The 17,311-nt window shown below is 65.2% G+C and carries 15 protein-coding genes; 5 read left to right on the top strand and 10 right to left on the bottom strand.

The genetic code is table 11. The annotated features are described in order from the left end of the window. Nucleotides 1–128: 128 nt before the first annotated feature. Nucleotides 129–1,451 (bottom strand): ABC transporter substrate-binding protein, encoded by a 1,323-nt coding sequence (locus BRAO375_RS05590; protein WP_009026478.1) that lies wholly within the window; start codon nt 1,449–1,451, stop codon nt 129–131. 88 nt (nt 1,452–1,539) lie between these two features. Continuing rightward, nucleotides 1,540–2,601, bottom strand: coding sequence for an ABC transporter ATP-binding protein (locus tag BRAO375_RS05585; protein ID WP_035639096.1), 1,062 nt, complete (start codon nt 2,599–2,601; stop codon nt 1,540–1,542). 247 nt (nt 2,602–2,848) lie between these two features. Here BRAO375_RS05585 and gntR point away from each other — a divergent pair, with 247 nt between their 5' ends. The 4 genes from gntR (at nt 2,849) to BRAO375_RS05565 (ending at nt 7,633) form a co-directional block, all read left to right on the top strand. Next, nucleotides 2,849–3,928 (top strand): HTH-type transcriptional regulator GntR, encoded by a 1,080-nt coding sequence (gene gntR, locus BRAO375_RS05580; protein WP_009026475.1) that lies wholly within the window; start codon nt 2,849–2,851, stop codon nt 3,926–3,928. A 153-nt stretch (nt 3,929–4,081) separates the two neighbouring features. Continuing rightward, nucleotides 4,082–5,905 (top strand): IlvD/Edd family dehydratase, encoded by a 1,824-nt coding sequence (locus tag BRAO375_RS05575; RefSeq protein ID WP_009026474.1) that lies wholly within the window; start codon nt 4,082–4,084, stop codon nt 5,903–5,905. A gap of 135 nt (nt 5,906–6,040) precedes the next feature. After that, on the top strand, nt 6,041–6,775 hold the full coding sequence (locus tag BRAO375_RS05570) for an SDR family oxidoreductase (RefSeq protein WP_009026473.1): 735 nt from the start codon (nt 6,041–6,043) through the stop codon (nt 6,773–6,775). A gap of 111 nt (nt 6,776–6,886) precedes the next feature. After that, nucleotides 6,887–7,633: an SDR family NAD(P)-dependent oxidoreductase gene (locus BRAO375_RS05565; RefSeq protein ID WP_009026472.1), complete on the top strand. Its 747-nt coding sequence runs from the start codon at nt 6,887–6,889 to the stop codon at nt 7,631–7,633. Nucleotides 7,634–7,750: 117 nt separating this feature from the next. On the opposite strand, the gene BRAO375_RS05560 is transcribed toward BRAO375_RS05565, so the two are convergent. Next, entirely contained in the window at nt 7,751–8,047 is a 297-nt protein-coding gene (locus tag BRAO375_RS05560) for a hypothetical protein (protein WP_035639092.1), read from the bottom strand. Between the two features lie 388 nt (nt 8,048–8,435). On the opposite strand from BRAO375_RS05560, the gene BRAO375_RS05555 reads away from it, so the two are divergent. Continuing rightward, nucleotides 8,436–9,899, top strand: coding sequence for a hypothetical protein (locus BRAO375_RS05555; RefSeq protein ID WP_009026470.1), 1,464 nt, complete (start codon nt 8,436–8,438; stop codon nt 9,897–9,899). Between the two features lie 294 nt (nt 9,900–10,193). On the opposite strand, the gene BRAO375_RS05550 is transcribed toward BRAO375_RS05555, so the two are convergent. The 7 genes from BRAO375_RS05550 to BRAO375_RS05515 all read right to left on the bottom strand — a co-directional run bounded on the left by BRAO375_RS05550 (nt 10,194) and on the right by BRAO375_RS05515 (nt 17,309). After that, nucleotides 10,194–11,732, bottom strand: coding sequence for an amidohydrolase family protein (locus tag BRAO375_RS05550; RefSeq protein WP_009026469.1), 1,539 nt, complete (start codon nt 11,730–11,732; stop codon nt 10,194–10,196). Nucleotides 11,733–11,747: 15 nt separating this feature from the next. Beyond that, on the bottom strand, nt 11,748–12,536 hold the full coding sequence (locus BRAO375_RS05545; RefSeq protein WP_009026468.1) for an ABC transporter ATP-binding protein: 789 nt from the start codon (nt 12,534–12,536) through the stop codon (nt 11,748–11,750). Next, nucleotides 12,536–13,420, bottom strand: a complete 885-nt coding sequence (locus tag BRAO375_RS05540; RefSeq protein WP_009026467.1) for an ABC transporter permease — start codon at nt 13,418–13,420, stop codon at nt 12,536–12,538. Before BRAO375_RS05540 ends, BRAO375_RS05545 begins: the two co-directional genes overlap by 1 nt. Before the next feature lie 340 nt (nt 13,421–13,760). Then, the gene (locus tag BRAO375_RS05530; RefSeq protein WP_009026466.1) at nt 13,761–14,816 is read right to left on the bottom strand and encodes an ABC transporter substrate-binding protein; all 1,056 of its coding nucleotides are present in this window, start codon (nt 14,814–14,816) and stop codon (nt 13,761–13,763) included. 293 nt (nt 14,817–15,109) lie between these two features. Further along, a complete protein-coding gene (locus tag BRAO375_RS37220; RefSeq protein ID WP_139031306.1) occupies nt 15,110–15,370 on the bottom strand; it encodes a hypothetical protein in 261 nt (86 codons plus the stop codon). Between the two features lie 391 nt (nt 15,371–15,761). Continuing rightward, complete coding sequence (locus BRAO375_RS05520; protein WP_009026464.1) at nt 15,762–17,072, bottom strand: chloride channel protein; 1,311 nt, start codon at nt 17,070–17,072, stop codon at nt 15,762–15,764. 21 nt (nt 17,073–17,093) lie between these two features. Further along, on the bottom strand, nt 17,094–17,309 hold the full coding sequence (locus BRAO375_RS05515; RefSeq protein WP_064742405.1) for a DUF1330 domain-containing protein: 216 nt from the start codon (nt 17,307–17,309) through the stop codon (nt 17,094–17,096). Nucleotides 17,310–17,311: the final 2 nt, after the last annotated feature.

Genomic DNA, 17,311 nt, shown 5'->3' with positions numbered 1-17,311 from the left:
GTCATTGCGAGGAGCGAAGCGACGAAGCAATCCAGAGCCAGGCGCTCCGCCCTGGATTGCTTCGCTTCGCTCGCAATGACGGAAGGGCATGGCGCTTGCGCCTTTGCCCACCCTACAGGGTCATCGCCTCAGCGGAAGATGCGCTTGGCAGACCGCTCGGCGGTCGCCATCGCCGTCTTCACGTCCTCGCGGCCCGTGCAATAGTTCGCGAACATGTCGACCACGACGAAGTCGGCGATCGCGGCGGCCGCGGCCTCGCCGAGCTTGCCGACGCCGGCCGGCGTGGTGGCGGTGGCCGCGACATCGCGATACGGCGTGTTCTTCGGATCGACGGTCCAGATCGGGTTTGCGTCGTAGCCCTTGAGGAAGTGCGAGAGATAGCCCTGCGCCGCCTCGATCCACGGGTTGAACTGCTCCGGCTCCAGCATGAAGGCGGTGAACGCCTTGCAGGTCTGCGGGAACTTGGAGAAGTTGAACACCAGGATCGGGAAGCCGAGATGCATTTCGCGGGTCTTGCCGTCCAGGCCGGGCGGCAGATGCGCGTGGTTCATGTCCTCGGCGATCTGCGGCGCCTCCTTCTTGGCGGTGACGTAGATCGAGATGCCGTTGACAGTGGTGTAGAGCTGGCCGGCCAGGAAGGCCTTGTTGTTGGACGAGTCGTTCCAGGACGCGGTGCCCGGCACGAAATTGTCGTACAGGCCCTTGACGTATTCGAGCGCCTTGGCGGTCTCCGGCGAGTTGACGACAACCTTGTTGTCCTTGTCGATCAGGTTACCGCCATGCGCCCACAGCGCCCAGTGCAGCCAGCCATTGGCGTCGCCGGAGGCGTGGCCGAGCGCCATGCCGCCGGGCGTGCCGTTCTTGTTCATGGCCTTGAAGAACTCGGCCATGCCGGCCATGTCCTTCGGGAACTCCTTGAAGCCGGCCTTCTCGGCGGCGGCGACGCGGTAGTTGATCAGGCCGCCGGTGGCCGCCACCGGAATGCCGATCCACTTGCCGTCGAGCATGCCGTAGGCCTTGCCCGAATCGGTCCAGCCGCCGCACTTCTTGCCGAGGTAATCGGCCACGTCGGTCATGTCGACGCACTTGTTGGAGAACAGGAACGGCAGCGTGTAGAGGCCCCACACCATGTCGAGCCCCTGCCCGGTGTTGGCCGCGACCGAGGCCTTGGGCTGGACGTCGTCATAGGATTCGTTGGAGATGTTGATCGTGACGTTGTTGGCCTTCTGGAAGGCGTCAACGATCTTCATGAAGGCCACGTCCTCGGCCTCGACGAAGCGCTTCCAGCGCATCATGTTGATCTTGGCGCCGGGCTCCGGCTTCCAGGGCGAGGTCTGCGCCCAGGCCTTGGCATAGCCGAGCAGCTCGTCGGCAGACATCGTCGCCGCGGCCGCCAGCAAGGTCGCGCCGCCCTTGAGCAGAGACCGTCGATCCGTGAGGAAATGCGTCATCTGAAGTTTTCTCCCGTTGAGTATTGGCTTGTTTTGTTTGTTGTCTGTGCTTGTTATTGAGTTGTTAGTTCCGCGCCGCGTGGCCGGATCAAAGTCTCCGGCCGGTATCCTTGTCGAACAGATGCGCCGCCGACGCGCGCGGACGCAGATGGATCTTCTCGCCGGGATTGACCTCGTGGCGGTCGCGGAACACCGCGATGATGTCCTGGGTGCCGATGCGGGCGACGATCTGCGTCTCCGAGCCGGTCGGCTCGACAACGATCACCTCGGCCTCGATGCCGTCGCTGGCCAATTCGAGATGCTCGGGCCGCACGCCGTAGACCACCGGGCGGCCATCCGAGGCGGCCGGCGCCGTCAGCAGCGGCAGCTTGGCGCCGTTGTCGGTCTCGACATAGACCGAGCCGTTCGACTTGAGATGGCCGTTGAGGAAGTTCATGGCCGGCGAACCGATGAAGCCGGCAACGAACTGGTTGTCGGGCTTGTCGTAGAGATCGAGCGGCGAGCCCATCTGCTCGACGATGCCGTCATGCATCACGACGATCTTGTCGGCCATGGTCATGGCCTCGATCTGGTCGTGGGTGACGTAGACCGTGGTGGTCTTGAGCCGCTGATGCAGCTCCTTGATCTCGGTGCGCATCGCGACGCGCAGCTTGGCGTCGAGGTTCGACAGCGGCTCGTCGAACAGGAACACCTGGGGATCGCGCACGATGGCGCGGCCCATGGCGACGCGCTGGCGCTGGCCGCCGGACAGCTGGCGCGGATAGCGATCGAGCAGCGGCGTCAGCGCCAGGATCTCGGCCGCGCGCGCCACGCCCTTCTTGATGTCCTCGGGCCGCGCGCCGCGCAGCTTCAACGAGAAGCCCATGTTGTCGGCGACGGTCATGTGCGGATAGAGCGCATAGTTCTGGAACACCATCGCGATGTCGCGCTCTTTCGGCTGCACGTTGTTGACCACGCGCTCGCCGATCGAGATGGTTCCGGAGGTGATGTTCTCGAGCCCTGCCAGCATGCGCAGCAGCGTCGACTTGCCGCAGCCGGACGGACCGACCAGCACGACGAACTCGCCATCCTCGATCGGAATGGTCACGCCGTGCAGGACCTCGAAACCGCCGAACGATTTGCGCACGTCGCGAATTTGCACCGACGACATCAATTTCCTCCTCAAAGACCGACTGCATTGGCTGCAGATCGGCGGCATTCTGACCGTTGTTCGCGGCCGTTTGCTCGGGCCGCTTATCGTTGTGTAGTCTTCTGATCGTTCTGACTGCGCTGACGGGCGCAGGCTCAGCACGCATTGTCGGCAGTTTAGTTCTCTTTCGCAATGCTTCGCTTAGCAACCGTGTGATAGCGCTGTCAATATCGCTTGTGTACCAGACCGCCTATGCTATGAGCGACGGATGGGACGGAAACATATCAAGCCGGGCAAAGTCCGGCTGACCGAGGTTGCGGCACTGGCGGGCGTCAGCCCGATCACCGTGTCACGCTTCTTCCGTAATCCCGACACCGTCTCGGCCGGCCGCCGGCTGCGCATTGAGAGCGCCGCCAAGGATCTCGGCTACGTCCCCAACCTCGCCGCGCGCGCGCTCGCCTCGCAGCGCACCGAGGTGATCGGCGTACTGATACCGTCCCTCACCAACAACGTGTTCTCAGACGTGCTGCGCGGCATCTATGACGCGTTCGAAGGCAGCCGCTACAGCATCCAACTTGCGAACACGCGCTACAGCGTGCTGCAGGAGGAGCGCCTGCTGCGGCTGTTCCTGATGCAGAAGCCGGCCGGGCTGATCGTCACCGGCGTCGACCAGACCGCCGAAGGCCGCGCCCTCGTGCAGGCGGCTGACTGCCCGGTCGTGCAGATCATGGAGCTCGGCCCCGAGCCGATCGACATGATGATCGGCTTTTCGCATGTCGACGCCTGTTATGCGGCCATTTCCCACCTGCTCGCCCAGGGCTGCCGACGTATCGGCTTTCTGGGCGCCCGCATGGACCCGAGGGTGCAGCGGCGCCTGCAGGGCTATCAGAACGCGATGAAGAACGCCGGACTGTTCGACCCGCGACTGATCGTCACGACGGCGGTGCCGACCTCGACGACCATGGGCGGCAACCTGTTCTCGGATCTGATGCTGAGGGCGCCGGATATCGACGCCGTGTTCTGCGCCAACGACGACCTCGCGCTCGGCGTGCTGTTCGAATGCCAGCGCCGCCACATCGCCGTACCCGAGCAGATCGCCATCGTCGGCTTCAACGACATGGAGTTCATGGCGGCGGCGGTTCCGACGCTGACCAGCGTCCGCACCAACCGCTACGAGATGGGCTTGCGCGCCGCGACGATGATCATGGACGATGTCGAAGGGCGGCCTGTGACCGGGCGCGTCGTCGATCTCGGCTTCGAGGTGATCGAGCGGCAAAGCTCGACGCTGCAGCGCGCCGCCCTGACCGGGCCGGTACAGGCTGACCGCGCCTCAGGAACAAAATGGTAGCGCAACCAAAATGGCTGATTTAGAACCACGCTGAAGACGGCGACTTGAACGAAAGACGTAGGCGATCTCGACACCAAGCCATTGCACTGCAGCGCCTTGTTGCAGGCGCCCCTGAGAGACCGGCTCGCCACGTTTGCACTGCGGGAGGAACGAATGACAAAATCGAACGGACATGCCGGCAACGGCGCAGACAAGAGCCGCAAGCTGCGCTCGCAGGCCTGGTTCAACGATCCGCATAATCCGGGCATGACCGCGCTCTATCTCGAGCGCTACCTGAACTTCGGCCTCACCCGCGCCGAGTTGCAATCCGGCAAACCGATCATCGGCATCGCGCAGACGGGCAACGACCTGTCGCCCTGCAACCGGCATCACCTGGAGCTCGCGCATCGCGTCCGGGAAGGCATCCGCGAGGCCGGCGGCATCGCGATGGAGTTTCCGACCCACCCGATCCAGGAGACCGGAAAGCGGCCGACTGCCGCATTGGACCGCAACCTCGCTTATCTCGGCCTTGTGGAAATCCTGTTCGGCTATCCGCTCGACGGCGTGGTGCTGACCACCGGCTGCGACAAGACGACGCCGGCCTGCCTGATGGCGGCGGCCACCGTGAACATCCCCGCGATCGTGCTGTCGGGCGGACCGATGCTGAACGGCTGGCACGAAGGCCAGCGCACCGGCTCCGGCACCGTGGTGTGGAAGTCGCGCGAGCGGCTTGCGGCCGGCGAGATCGACTACGAGGAATTCATGCAGATCGTGGCGTCCTCGGCGCCGTCGGTCGGGCATTGCAACACCATGGGCACGGCCTCGACCATGAACGCACTGGCCGAGGCGCTCGGCATGTCCCTGCCCGGCTGCGCGGCCATCCCCGCGCCCTATCGCGAGCGCGGCCAGATCGCCTACGAGACCGGCAAGCGCATCGTCGACATGGTGTGGGAGGATCTCAAGCCGTCAGACATTCTCACCCGCAAGGCGTTCGAGAACTGCATCGTCGCCAACTCCGCGATCGGCGGCTCGACCAACGCGCCGATCCACATCAACGCGCTGGCGCGCCATGTCGGCGTCGAGCTCGATATCGACGACTGGCAGACCGTCGGCCACGACGTGCCGCTGCTGGTCAACATGCAGCCGGCCGGCTTCTATCTCGGCGAGGAATTCCACCGCGCCGGCGGCGTGCCGGCTGTGATCGGCGAGTTGATGCGGCACAAGCGCATCCACGAGGACGTCATCACCGTCAACGGCCGCAGCATGGGCGACAATTGCCGCGCCGCGCCGAAGCCCGACAATGACGTGATCTGGTCCTACGACAAGCCGCTGGTGAAGGATGCCGGCTTCCTGGTGCTGCGCGGCAATCTGTTCGATTCGGCGATCATGAAGACCAGCGTGATCTCCAAGGAATTCCGCGACCGCTATCTGAGCAATCCGAAGGACCCCAACGCATTCGAGGGCCGCGCCATCGTGTTCGAGGGCCCGGAGGATTATCACGACCGCATCGACGACGAGTCGCTCGCCATCGACGAGCACTGCGTGCTGTTCATCCGCGGCGCCGGCCCGATCGGCTATCCCGGCGGCGCCGAGGTCGTGAACATGCAGCCGCCGGCAGCGCTGATCAAACGCGGCATCCTGTCCCTGCCCTGCATCGGCGACGGCCGCCAGTCCGGCACCTCGGGGTCGCCGTCGATCCTGAACGCTTCGCCAGAGGCTGCGGCTGACGGCGGCCTCGCCATCCTGAAGACCGGCGACAAGGTGCGCATCGACCTCAACAAGGGCTCGGCCAACATCCTGATCTCCGACGAGGAGGTGGCCAAGCGCCATGCGGAGCTGAAAGCCAAGGGCGGCTTCCCACATCCAGCCAACCAGACGCCGTGGCAGGAGCTCTACCGCAACACCGTCGGCCAGCAGTCCACCGGCGCCTGCATGGAGCTGGCGACGCGATACCAGAACATCGCTGGCACTGTCGGCGTGGCCAGGCATAATCACTAGACACACGGCACAAAGCCAGCCACCGTCATTGCGAGGAGCGAAGCGACGAAGCAATCCAGAGCCGCACACGCAGCCCTGGATCGCTTCGCTGCGCTCGCGATGACGAAAAAGTAAACTGTACTACAGGGAGACCCCATGTCCGACCGCCTCAAGGGCAAGCGCGCCTTTGTCACCGCCGCCGCAGCCGGCATCGGCCGCGCCTGCGCCATCGCCTTTGCCCGGCAAGGCGCGACCGTGTTCGCCACCGATATCGACGAGAAGGGTCTCGCGACGCTGAAGGCCGAGGGCATCGCCGAGGTCGCGACGCTCGACGTGCGCAATACGGCGGCCGTCAACGCGATGGCCGAGCGGGTCGGCAAGGTCGAGATCCTGCTCAATGCCGCCGGCTTCGTGCACAACGGCACCATCCTCGATTGCTCGGACGACGATTTCGATTTCTCCTTCGACCTCAACGTCAAGTCGATGCACCGCACGATCCGCGCCTTCCTGCCGAAGATGCTGGCCGAGAACGGCGGCGCGATCGTCAACATCGCGTCCGCCGCCGGCGTGTTCAAGGCGGCGCCGAACCGCTACGTCTATGGCGCGACCAAGGCCGCCGTCGCGGCGTTGACCCGCTCGGTCGCAGCCGATTTCGTCGGCAGGAAGATCCGCTGCAATTGCATCTGCCCCGGCACGATCGAAACGCCATCGATGCTGGGACGCGCCGCCTCGGCCGGTCCGAACGGGCTCGAGATGTTCATCTCGCGTCAGCCGATGGGACGGCTCGGCACGGCGGAGGAGATCGCGCATCTCGCCGTGTATCTCGCCAGCGACGAGAGCGCGTTCACGACCGGCGTGGCGCATACCATCGACGGCGGCTGGACGCTGTAGAACTTGCGTCATTCCGGGGCGATGCGAAGCATCGAACCCGGAATCTCGAGATTCCGGGTCTAGTCCTTCGGACCATCCCGGAATGACGGCAACAGCCACCGGAGAAACACCATGAACCACATGGACCTCACCCACCGTTGCGCCGTCGTCACCGGCGGCGCGCAAGGGTTCGGACGCGCGATCGCCGAGCGCTTCAGGGCGTCGGGCGCCAAGGTCGCGATCTGGGATCACGACATCGCGCTCGCCGAGAGGACGGCCAGGGAGATCGGTCCCGAGGTGCTGGCGCTCAAGGTCGACGTCACCGATACCACCGCCGTCGAAGGCGCTCGCGATGCGACACTCGCGGCCTTCGGCACCATCGACATCCTCGTCAACAATGCAGGGATCGCCGGCATCAACAAGACGGTGTGGGAGACCGATCTCGAGGAATGGCGCAAGGTGCTGCGCATCAATCTCGACGGCCCTTTCATCTGCGCCAAGGCGATCGTGCCGGTCATGCTGAAGCAGGCCTATGGCCGCATCGTCAACATCGCCTCGATTGCCGGCAAGGAAGGCAACCCCAACGCCGCGCATTACTCGGCTTCGAAGGCCGGCCTGATCGCGCTGACCAAGTCGCTGGGCAAGGAGCTGGCGCAGCACAACATCACCGTCAACGCGGTGACGCCGGCGGCGGCGAAGACCGCGATCTTCGACCAGATGACCGAAGCGCACATCAACTTCATGCTGTCGAAGATCCCGAAGGGCCGCTTCGTCCTCGTCGAGGAGCTCGCGTCGCTGGTATCGTGGCTCGCCTCCGAGGAGTGCTCGTTCTCGACCGGTGCCGTCTTCGACATCTCAGGCGGCCGCGCGACGTATTAGTTACTGTCGCCCGGATTGAGCGCAGCGACATCCGGGGTCTCACGGGTTACTGACGTGGACCCGGATGTCGCTTTCGCTCATCCGGGCTTCGCAGTTGTCGTCGCGACGGAGATCCGCCTAATTGTGCTTCTTCCAGAAGATGCGCGCGCCCTGTACGGATTGCGCGACATTGATGCGGGCGCGCTCGAATGGCGTCACCACGCCGTCGGCCTTGGCCCGGTTCTCCAGCTTCTGCACATGGAGCTGGCCGCGGATCAGCTGCTGCGATTCCGGATAGGTCAGCCGGCCCGAGGCGATGCCGTTGTAGATGCGGTGCGACTGGACGTTCTGACGCGCATCGATCAGCGGCGTGCCCGCCAGGCACGCGCCCGACGTGACGACGAGCACCAGCGCCGCGGCCATGATGGACTTCATGTCACTCTCCTGTGGTTGATGTCCACTGGCGTGAGGACGTCATTGTCCGCACTCTTCCAGCGAACGGCCGGCAGGATGGGCTGAAACAGCGGCGGCCACCGTGCGCGCGCTCACATTCGATGCTGTCAGCGGACGACCGATGTTGGCCTTGGCTCCCGCCCCCCCTTACGTGCAGGTGCCGAGGTGCTCCGAAAAAAACTCCGCATGCGTGAAATGCCGGTCTTGTAAATTTCACCTTCGCGTGCATCTTCACGGCGCACTACTTTTGAATGATTCATTTTTAACAGCATTGACTGCGCTTGGGCAGGATTTAGCGGCAAGACGTCGGACCCGATCGTCAACGCGACACCGCCAGTCCCTTCCAAGCGCGCATCACATGGAGATTGCCATGAAGACCATTCAATGGCTCACGCTGACGTTCGCGACGACGCTGGCCGCAAGCGGACTTGCCGGCATGATCTGTCCGGCCAATGCGGCGCCTCCGCCGCCGGCCAAGAATTGTCCGGCGTTCGGCTGGTCGGAGGGGCTCGGCCAATATCTCAAGCCGGATGCCGCCTTCCCGACCTCCGACACCAAGACGATCCCGACGCCCGACTGCAACTTCCACCAATGGTCGTGGGAGGCGTTCGTCTGGGCCACCGCGCTGGTGAAGGACTCCGGCTCTGGCGCCACGGTGCCGCGCTTCATGACGCTGGCGACGCCGGACGAGTTGCTCAGCAACGCCGACAATGCGGGCGCACCGAAAGTGCGGCCGCTGACGCTGGCCGCCCGCGCGCAGGTCTTTCACGGCACCGCGGGCTTCACCGAGGGCGCGGGCGCGATCGTCCAGGCGGATGGCAACATGCTCGTCGCCCAGAACGGCTACCCGGTCTACGCGTCGGTTCACATGAACCAGACCTATTTCAACACCGCCCGCAAGAACCTGATCGTGACCGGCGGCTATCAAAGCCAGCCGGCCGGTTCGTCCTTCGCGGTCGGTGATGCCGTGTTCAAGGCGACGTGGCTGCGGCTCGATCCCAACCAGGCGCCGCCAGCCGGGGCCTACACGACCCAGGCGCAGGTGCCGGTCCTGGAGAACAAGATCACGCCCGGCCTGATCACCATCCAGCCGGTGCCCGGCAAGTTCGTTACCGTGACGGTGGCGCTGATCGGGCTGCACGTGGTCGGCTACACCGAGAACCATCCGGAGTTCCTGTGGGGCACGTTCGAGCTGAAGAACAACTCGCCGCAGACGCCGGACAACACCTTCGTGCCCTCGGCGAGCCGCTCCGATCCGAAAAGCTACACGCTGTACAAGGGCCGCACGCCGTTCTCGCAGGTCAATATCGCGGCGCAGCCCGGCGCCAGCCGTCCGCAGCTGACGCTCGATCCGGCGAGCCAGAAGCTCACGCCGGTGACCAACGTCGTGCTGGAGAACCAGACCGGCGGCGAGAACCAGCCGAACGGCGTCGGCAACATCTTCGCCATCACGGCCCAGGCGCAGGGGTTTCTGTCGGACCTGAAGAGCCCGCAATCGACCTTCGCGAGCTACAGCCTCGACGGCACGGTGTGGATGCTGCCGAACTCCTACAATCTGAACAGCAACCAGACCAATGCCGTGGGCTCAGTGAACCTCGCCAACGCCACCGCCGAGACGTTCGTGCAGCAGGCCGACAACACGCCGATCAAGAACGTGCTGAACTGCTTCCTGTGCCACAACCCGACGTCCTATTCGTTCCAGACGCCGCCGCCGGCCAAGCTGCCGAACCGGCTGATCGCGCTCAGCCACGTGCTGTCGATCGGCTCGCCCTACGAGGTGCCGAACTCGATCTCCGGCAAGCTGTTGATGCGGCCCGATCCGTTCCGGAAGTGAGGACCGGCTCCCGCCAAGGCCGGATAAGTGACGACAGCGCCCGCGGGGCGCAGGCTGTCGCTCATCTGGGCGACAGGCGACGACGCACACTCTCTCCACGTCATTGCGAGCGCAGCGAAGCAATCCAGAGTCCCGCCCACGACTCTGGATTGCTTCGTCGCTTCGCTCCTCGCAATGACGGAGCCAGCTGAGACGGCGGAGGCCCCCGCGTGGTCTCGCCAAGGCGCTTGCCAATCGACAGCGGCACACAGCCGACTTTCTGAGGTCGCTTTGCCCGCGCTACGGTATGATCGACTAACTCTTCGTCGACGTTCGATAAAACGGCGTGTGTTCGGCGCTGTCGAAATAGCCGTCGTAGAACTGCTTGACGTGCGGGAACACCGCGAGGCCGAGATCACGCCGCGCCACCTCTTCCTCGTTGCGTGGCCTGGCCAGGATGTCGGCGATCTCGGCCAGCACCTCGTCGCGGTTGACGCGGGTGAAGCGGCCGTCGGCGTAGACGATCTCGCCGCCGACATAGACCGCCGCCACATGCTGCGACTTGGCGCGCTGGACCAGCGCATCGAGCATCGGAATGTCCGGATCCTGGAACGGATAGGTCGCGGCGTTCCAGTCGATCAGCACCGCGTCGAAAAGCCGGCCCTGCTCCAATCTCCCGACGCTGTCGCCGAACGCGGTGGTCTTGGCGCCGCCTTCGGTGGCCATGCGCACGATCTGCGGCGCGGTCGGAACGTCGTCGTCCATGCCGGGCGTGCGGTGGACGCGCAGCGCCAGCTTCAATTCCTGCAGCATGTCGCGGTCTTCGTTGATGCCGGCCTCGTCGAGCCCCATGCCGATGGTGATGCCCTTCTTCTCCCAGGCGTTGAGCGGCGCGAGCCCCGAGCGCAGCCGGAAGTTCGACGAGCAGTTGTGGCAGATGCAGGTGCCGGTGTGGGCGACGATGTCGATGTCCTCCGCGGTCAGCCAGACGCCATGGCCGAGCGTCATGTGCGGGCCGAGCACGCCGAGATCGTGCAGATGGCGCACGGCAGTCTTGCCGGTGCGGCGGCGCGCATATTCCTTCTGATAGGCGGTCTCCAGCAGGTGCATGTGCATCGGCACCTTGGCTGCGCGCGACTTCTCGTGCAGCGCGACCAGGCCGTCATCGGTGCACCAATGCAGATTGGCCGGCGCGAGCTGGATGCGGGTCAGGCTCTGGCCGGCGTTCTCGGCCGTCAGCACGTCGAACAGCTTCATGTAGTCGGCGAACGGCACCTGCTGAGCCTTGAGATGCGCGGCCAGCCGCTCGTTCCACGGCGCCGGCAAACGCGCGCAGAATTCCTCGTCGGCCTCATAGACCAGCCGGTTCTGCTCGCGCACCGCGTAGCAATAGGAGGCGCGCATGCCGATGGCGCGATAGGCCTGCAGCACCTTGGTGGCGGCACCGTGGATGGCATCGAAGCCGCCGGCCATCCAGCCGTGGATATGCTGAACGGTGGTGACGCCGGAGGCGATCATCTCGAAGGCCGAATACAGCGTGTCGAGATAGAGGTCGATCCGGCGCGCCGGCAGGCGGCTCGCGAACCACAATTCCAGCGCATGATCGGGCGAGCCGAGCTGCAGCGGCGTCAATCCGACATGGTGATGGCTGTTGACGAAGCCCGGCAGCATTACATGGTTCGGATGGCGCTTCACGGTGGCCCGCGGCGCCAGCCGTTCGAGCTCGGCGAACGGTCCGACCGCGACGATCACGCCGTCTCGCGACAACACGGCGCCGTCCTCAATCACGATCGGTGTATGCCGATCCTGGATTCCGGAGACGACCCACTTCGCCCCGACCAACACTTCAGTCATGCCTCGGTCTCCCTCTCACAGGCCCGACTGCTCGGCGAAGGCCTTGTCGACCTCGGCAGCGAGCAGCTCGGTGAAATAGTCGCGATATTCGTGGTAGCGCGGCGAGCGCGTCGGCCGCGGCCGCGGCAGGTCGATCGGCACGATCTCCTTGACCCGGCCCGGCCGCGCCGTGAACACGATGACGCGGTCGGCGAGGCTGATCGCCTCGTCGATCGAATGGGTCACGAGCAGCACCGAGGCGCCGCTGTCCTGCCAGATCTGGAGCAGGAAATCCTGCAGCTTGGCGCGGGTCTGGACGTCGAGCGCGGCGAATGGCTCGTCCATCATCAGGACGCGCGGCTGCATTACCAGAGCGCGGGCGAACGCGGCGCGCTGGCGCATGCCGCCGGACAGTTCGTCCGGCTTCTTGTCGAGCACGTCGCCGAGCCCGACGCGGCGCAGGATCTCGCGCGCCTTCTCCTTGCGCCGCTCCGGCAGTTCGGCCCGGATGGCCAAGCCGAAGGCGACGTTGTCGAGGATCGTCAGCCAGGGAAACAGCGAGGCTTCCTGGAAGATCAGGCCGCGCTCCGGCGACGGTCCTGATATCGCGATGCCGTCATCCTCGATCACACCATTGCTCACGCCTTCCAGGCCCGCGATCATGTAGAGCAGCGAAGACTTGCCGCAGCCGGAGGGGCCGAGCAGCACGACGAACTCGCCGGGCGCGACATCGAACGACAGGTCGTCGATGGCGCGCAGCGGCGGCCGGCCCTCGACGTCCCAGGTCTTGCCCACATTGCGAATGGAGACGGCCGGACGGACCATCACACCCCTCCCCGGTTCGGCGCCACCCACCACAGCATGCGGCGCTGGATCTGGCGCAGGCCCCAGTCGCTGAGGAAGCCGAGCGCGCCGATCACGGCCATGGTGAAGAACACCAGCTTGGCATTGAAGGTCGCACGCGCCATCGAGATGATCTGGCCGAGCCCGGTGCCGACACCGACGGTCTCGGCGATCAGCACCACCATCCAAGCGCCGAACAAGTTCAGCCGCAACGTCATGAACAGGCTCGGCAGGATCGAAGGCAGGATGACTCGCCAGAACAGCTGCGTCTGCGTCGCGCCCATGATGCGGGCGACGTGGATGTAGTTGACCGGGACGCTCTCGATCTGGGCCGAGGTCGACAGCACGATGGTGAAGAACACGGTAATGAAGACGAGGAAGATCGCCGGCACGTCGCCGATGCCGAACACGAAGATCGCGACCGGCAGCCAGGCCACCGGCGAGATCGGCGCCAGCAGCAGCACGGTGGGCATCAACAGGTTGCGCAGCCAGCGCACGTAATGCAGCGTGGCGCCGACCGCGACGCCGCTGACGAAGCCGAGCGCGAGCCCGGTGAACACGCGGAGCGTCGTCCAGAACATCGTGATGCCCAGCGCGCCGACGCCGCCGCCGGAGGCCACCGAGCCGACGCGGTTGGAGCGGTCGAAGAATTTCAGCGTCCCCGGGATGTCCTGCAGGAACAGGTGCGGCGGCGGCAGCAGCAGCGGATTGATCTTGTCGAAGTACCACAGCGCTTCCCAGATCGCGGCGAAGAGTCCGATGGACAGCGCAGCCCAGCCGAGTGCCGCGAGCTGGCGCTGGGCCTTGCGCCAGTTGCGTGGTGGAGACGCGGGAAGTGGCGACGCGTCCGTAGCCGGCGCGCTCATGGCTACGGTGTCAGTTGGCAAGCGCATGATCTCCGTCACCCTGCATGACCCTCCAAGCCCTCACCCTGAGGAGCCCGCCCCAAGGCGGGCGTCTCGAAGGGCGAGGCCCGAGCTGTGGCCTCATGGTTCGAGACGCGCCGCGCACGACGATTTCTGCAAAGTAGCCACCGATCGGCGCGGCGCTCCTCACCATTAGGGTCAAAAGCCGAGGGCGGCGCTGCTGATTGACCATGACCGGCCTGCTCATGACGAGGATCGATCCTTGCGCCGCAAACGATGACCTCATCTTCGAAGAGCCGGCCGAAAGGCCCGCGTCTTGAAGGATGGGCCACACGATCTCTCATGCCGATTTCAGCTTGAGCCCGTCATACAGCGCCTTGTTGTCGGCGATGACGGCCTCCAGCAGCGACCAGTCGAAGGCGCCCTGGTCGGGAAGCTTCTTGACATAGCCGAGCTCCTTCATCGACACGCCCCGGTCGATGATGAACTGGGTCTGGCTGCGCTGGTCGACCACGATCGGCTGCTTCGACGACGCATCGATCGCTGCCTCCATCGAGGTCTTGTAGTACTTGCCGACAGTGTCCTTCAGCGCGGCTGATTTGTCGGCCTCGGCCTGGCTCTGCGCCACCATCAATGCCTTGATGACCGCCTTCACGGCTGCCGGGTTCTTCTCGATCAGCGGCACGCGCGCGGCCAGCACGCAGTCCGAATAGCCCTTGCCGTAAAGATCAGTGCCGTCGGACAGTACGGTCGCGCCCTTGCGCTGCTGCACGCATTGCGTGGCATAGGGCTCGATGTGACAGATCGCGTCGAGCGCGCCGGCCATGAAGGCCTGGGCGAGCTCCGGCGAGGTGTCGAGATATTTGATGTCGACGTCCTTGAACGACAGTCCGGCCTTCTTCAGGTAGTCGTAAGGCAGCACTTCCAGCGTATCGGCCTGGAAGGTGCCAAAGGTCTTGCCCTTGAGGTCGGCGGCCGACTTGATGCCCTCCTTGGCGACGATGATGCAGCCCTGCACGCCGCCGCCGGCGACGATCTTCACCGGCGCGCCGGCGTCGTAGAGCGTCATGAAGTTGGAGTATGGAATCATCGAGATGTCGACGAGGCCGGCGCCGAACATCGTGGTGATCTCGGTGTTCGACGGCGTCACGACGAATTCGAGATCGACGCCGTCGGCGACCGTGAGGTTGCGCTCCTTGGCGAGGAAGATGCCCATGTTGCAGAAGCCGGAGCCATGGGTGGCCTTGATGACCGTCCCGGCCATCGCCGGCGTCGGCGTCAGCAGCGCGGCAAAATGGGCGGGAACGGCGACGGTGGCGGCCGCGGCGGCCACCGAGGTCTTGAGGAAGTTGCGGCGAGAGAAGCTGCGATAGAAGGTTCCGTCACGATCGCACATGCGAGTCTCCATCCAGACGACGGGATGGACCCCATGATGGCGACGAGCCGTAAGGCTCCACCGACGGTGGGCGCGACCTGCATCGTCCCACCGATCCCACGGGATCCCGACGATGGGCACGCCAACCCAAGAGAGCGATGCTCTGCGCTGGACTCAACTACGCAAGCTATGTGCCAAGACGTCGATCTTGAATGGACAGCGGAATTTATCGTTGTGCCATGCGATCGCGGGCAAGCCCGCTCAAATCAGCATCACCCTGCTCATGTCAGCAGCACGTCTTCGCACCCGGATCGTCAGGCGCGATCCAGCTCCTGCTGCAACAGGGTTCCGACGGCATCGGCGGCAAACTCCATCAACGCGCCGTCGAAATCGGCCGTTGCGCGCGGCTCGGCATAGCCGAGCACGAAAGTTCCGATTGGCTTGCGCTCCCGCCCGTAGACGGGACGCGACTGCAGCGAGCGGACGCCATGACGAAGACAGAGATCGACAAAGAACTCACTGAAGCGAGCGTCCCTGCTCACATCGTGCGAGGTGATCACGGTGTTGCCGTCCATCGCCGCCGTGCACGAGCCGACATATGGCGCCCGCATGGGCAAGTCCCTGATCGAGGACTGGAACGCCTCCGGCAGGTTGGGAAAGATTGATCGCACCAGGCGCGTATGATCGCGGCTCGCGATACAAACCCCTGCTCTGGAGCCGGAGCTCATCGCCTCGACGCGATGACAGATCGAAGCGATTGCAGTCTCGACGGCCATCATGGTTCCCATTCGCGTCGTGTGATGAGCATCATCATACGATGACGACGCTGTTGCACACCCATCAAGGGCGCGTGACGCTGTGGTCGTTTTTTGCATACCAGATGCGTGGCCCGAATGAGCGCAGCGACATCCGGGGTCACACCAGCTGTTGCGACGAACCCGGATGTCGCTGCGCTCAACCGGGCTTCTACGAATGTCCCGCAGCCCCCGCCTCGGCCTTGGCGACAAAGCCCTTGGCGAGCGCGTGGTAGAGCCCCTCCTCGCAGACAAGTCGCGAGGTGCCGTAGGCGATCAGCGAGGCCATCATCAGCGGCACCACCATGGCGTGGTTATCGGTCATCTCGGTGACGATGACGAAGGCGGTGATCGGCGCCTGTACCACGCCGGCAAAGTAGGCGACCATGCCGAGCAGCATGATCGGGCCCAGCGGGGTGTGCTGGAACAGGCTCGCGACATTGGCGCCGATGCCGGCGCCCACGGCGAGCGACGGCGCGAAGATGCCGCCAGGAATGCCGCTGATCGCGGCGAACGTGGTGGCCAAAAACTTCAGCACGCCGAAATCGACCGGCAGCGGCGTGCCGCTCTCCAGCGCCGCCTTCACCTGCGCGTAGCCGGTGCCGTAAATCGTGTCGCCGGAGGCAAGGCCGCACAGCGCCACGGCGAAGCCGCATGCGATTGCGAACGGCAGTGGCCGCTGCTTGATGAACAGGCCAACGGTCCCGGGCAGCCCGCGCGCCATGGTGATCAGGATGCGGCTGAACAGGCCGCCGGCAGCGCCGCCAACGACGCCGCAGATCGGCACCGCGAGCCAGTCGATGCCCCGGCCGAGCGCGATCGGGGTCGTGCCGAAATAGGCGTAGTTGCCCATCAGCGCCAGCGAGGTCAGGCCGGCCGCGATGACGGTGGCGATGACCAGGCTCGAGGTCCGCGTCTCGAAGGCGCGGCTCATCTCCTCGATGCCGAACACGATGCCGGCCAGCGGCGTGTTGAACGCGGCGGCGACGCCGGCCGCAGCGCCGGCCAGGATCAGGCCCGGCTGGCGGCGCGGCGAGAGACGGCCGAGCGCGAACATGATGGAGGCGCCGACCTGGACGGTCGGCCCTTCGCGGCCGACCGAAGCGCCGCACAGCAACCCGAGCAAGGTCAGCAGCACCTTGCCGATGGCGATGCGGATCGACACCAGCGGACTGCGCGCACGGGTGTCCGTCAGGTGCCGCGCGGCGATCGCCTGCGGGATGCCGCTGCCTTGGGCGTTCGGGAAGAAGCGCTGCGTCAGATAGACCGAGAAACCGAAGCCCGCGGGAGTCACGATCAGCGAGGCATAGCGCGACTGCGACAGCAGCCAGTTGAAGGCGAACTGGGCCTCGTCGGCGAGCTTCGCCAGCGCCACCGCCGCAGCGCCGACCACAAGGCCGCCGGCCACGAACAGCACCCGCCGCTGCCACCGCGCTGACGTCAGCTTCAGCCAGCGCTTGCGGCGGGGGGTGATCTTGAGCATGGGCGCGCTACCGTCCGGTCTTTACGCAGGTGCAGCACCCTCGACGAAAATCAGCCGCCGGTCCAGCGCCTTCCCGCGCTCGCGCAGCGCTTCGGCGTATTCGGCCGACGCATACCATTCGCGCAGCCGTGCCATCGACGGGAACTCGACGATGATCAGGGTCTTGGCAGGCGGTTCGCCTTCGACCGTCTCGGCGGATCCGCCGCGGACCAGATAACGGCCGCCGTACTGCGTGATCG

Origin of the sequence: Bradyrhizobium sp. ORS 375, from assembly GCF_000239775.1 — a bacterium.
In the GTDB taxonomy this organism is placed as follows: Bacteria; Pseudomonadota; Alphaproteobacteria; order Rhizobiales; family Xanthobacteraceae; genus Bradyrhizobium.
This window is presented reverse-complemented; position numbering and strand designations above follow the sequence as displayed.

What these genes read in the sequence shown, in the direction of transcription:
- BRAO375_RS05590 (WP_009026478.1), bottom strand. Translation starts at nt 1,451, where the DNA reads ATGACGCATTTCCTCACGGATCGACGGTCTCTGCTCAAGGGCGGCGCG.
- BRAO375_RS05585 (WP_035639096.1), bottom strand. Translation starts at nt 2,601, where the DNA reads ATGTCGTCGGTGCAAATTCGCGACGTGCGCAAATCGTTCGGCGGTTTC.
- gntR (WP_009026475.1), top strand. Translation starts at nt 2,849, where the DNA reads ATGGGACGGAAACATATCAAGCCGGGCAAAGTCCGGCTGACCGAGGTT.
- BRAO375_RS05575 (WP_009026474.1), top strand. Translation starts at nt 4,082, where the DNA reads ATGACAAAATCGAACGGACATGCCGGCAACGGCGCAGACAAGAGCCGC.
- BRAO375_RS05570 (WP_009026473.1), top strand. Translation starts at nt 6,041, where the DNA reads ATGTCCGACCGCCTCAAGGGCAAGCGCGCCTTTGTCACCGCCGCCGCA.
- BRAO375_RS05565 (WP_009026472.1), top strand. Translation starts at nt 6,887, where the DNA reads ATGAACCACATGGACCTCACCCACCGTTGCGCCGTCGTCACCGGCGGC.
- BRAO375_RS05560 (WP_035639092.1), bottom strand. Translation starts at nt 8,047, where the DNA reads ATGAAGTCCATCATGGCCGCGGCGCTGGTGCTCGTCGTCACGTCGGGC.
- BRAO375_RS05555 (WP_009026470.1), top strand. Translation starts at nt 8,436, where the DNA reads ATGAAGACCATTCAATGGCTCACGCTGACGTTCGCGACGACGCTGGCC.
- BRAO375_RS05550 (WP_009026469.1), bottom strand. Translation starts at nt 11,732, where the DNA reads ATGACTGAAGTGTTGGTCGGGGCGAAGTGGGTCGTCTCCGGAATCCAG.
- BRAO375_RS05545 (WP_009026468.1), bottom strand. Translation starts at nt 12,536, where the DNA reads ATGGTCCGTCCGGCCGTCTCCATTCGCAATGTGGGCAAGACCTGGGAC.
- BRAO375_RS05540 (WP_009026467.1), bottom strand. Translation starts at nt 13,420, where the DNA reads ATGAGCGCGCCGGCTACGGACGCGTCGCCACTTCCCGCGTCTCCACCA.
- BRAO375_RS05530 (WP_009026466.1), bottom strand. Translation starts at nt 14,816, where the DNA reads ATGTGCGATCGTGACGGAACCTTCTATCGCAGCTTCTCTCGCCGCAAC.
- BRAO375_RS37220 (WP_139031306.1), bottom strand. Translation starts at nt 15,370, where the DNA reads ATGGACGGCAACACCGTGATCACCTCGCACGATGTGAGCAGGGACGCT.
- BRAO375_RS05520 (WP_009026464.1), bottom strand. Translation starts at nt 17,072, where the DNA reads ATGCTCAAGATCACCCCCCGCCGCAAGCGCTGGCTGAAGCTGACGTCA.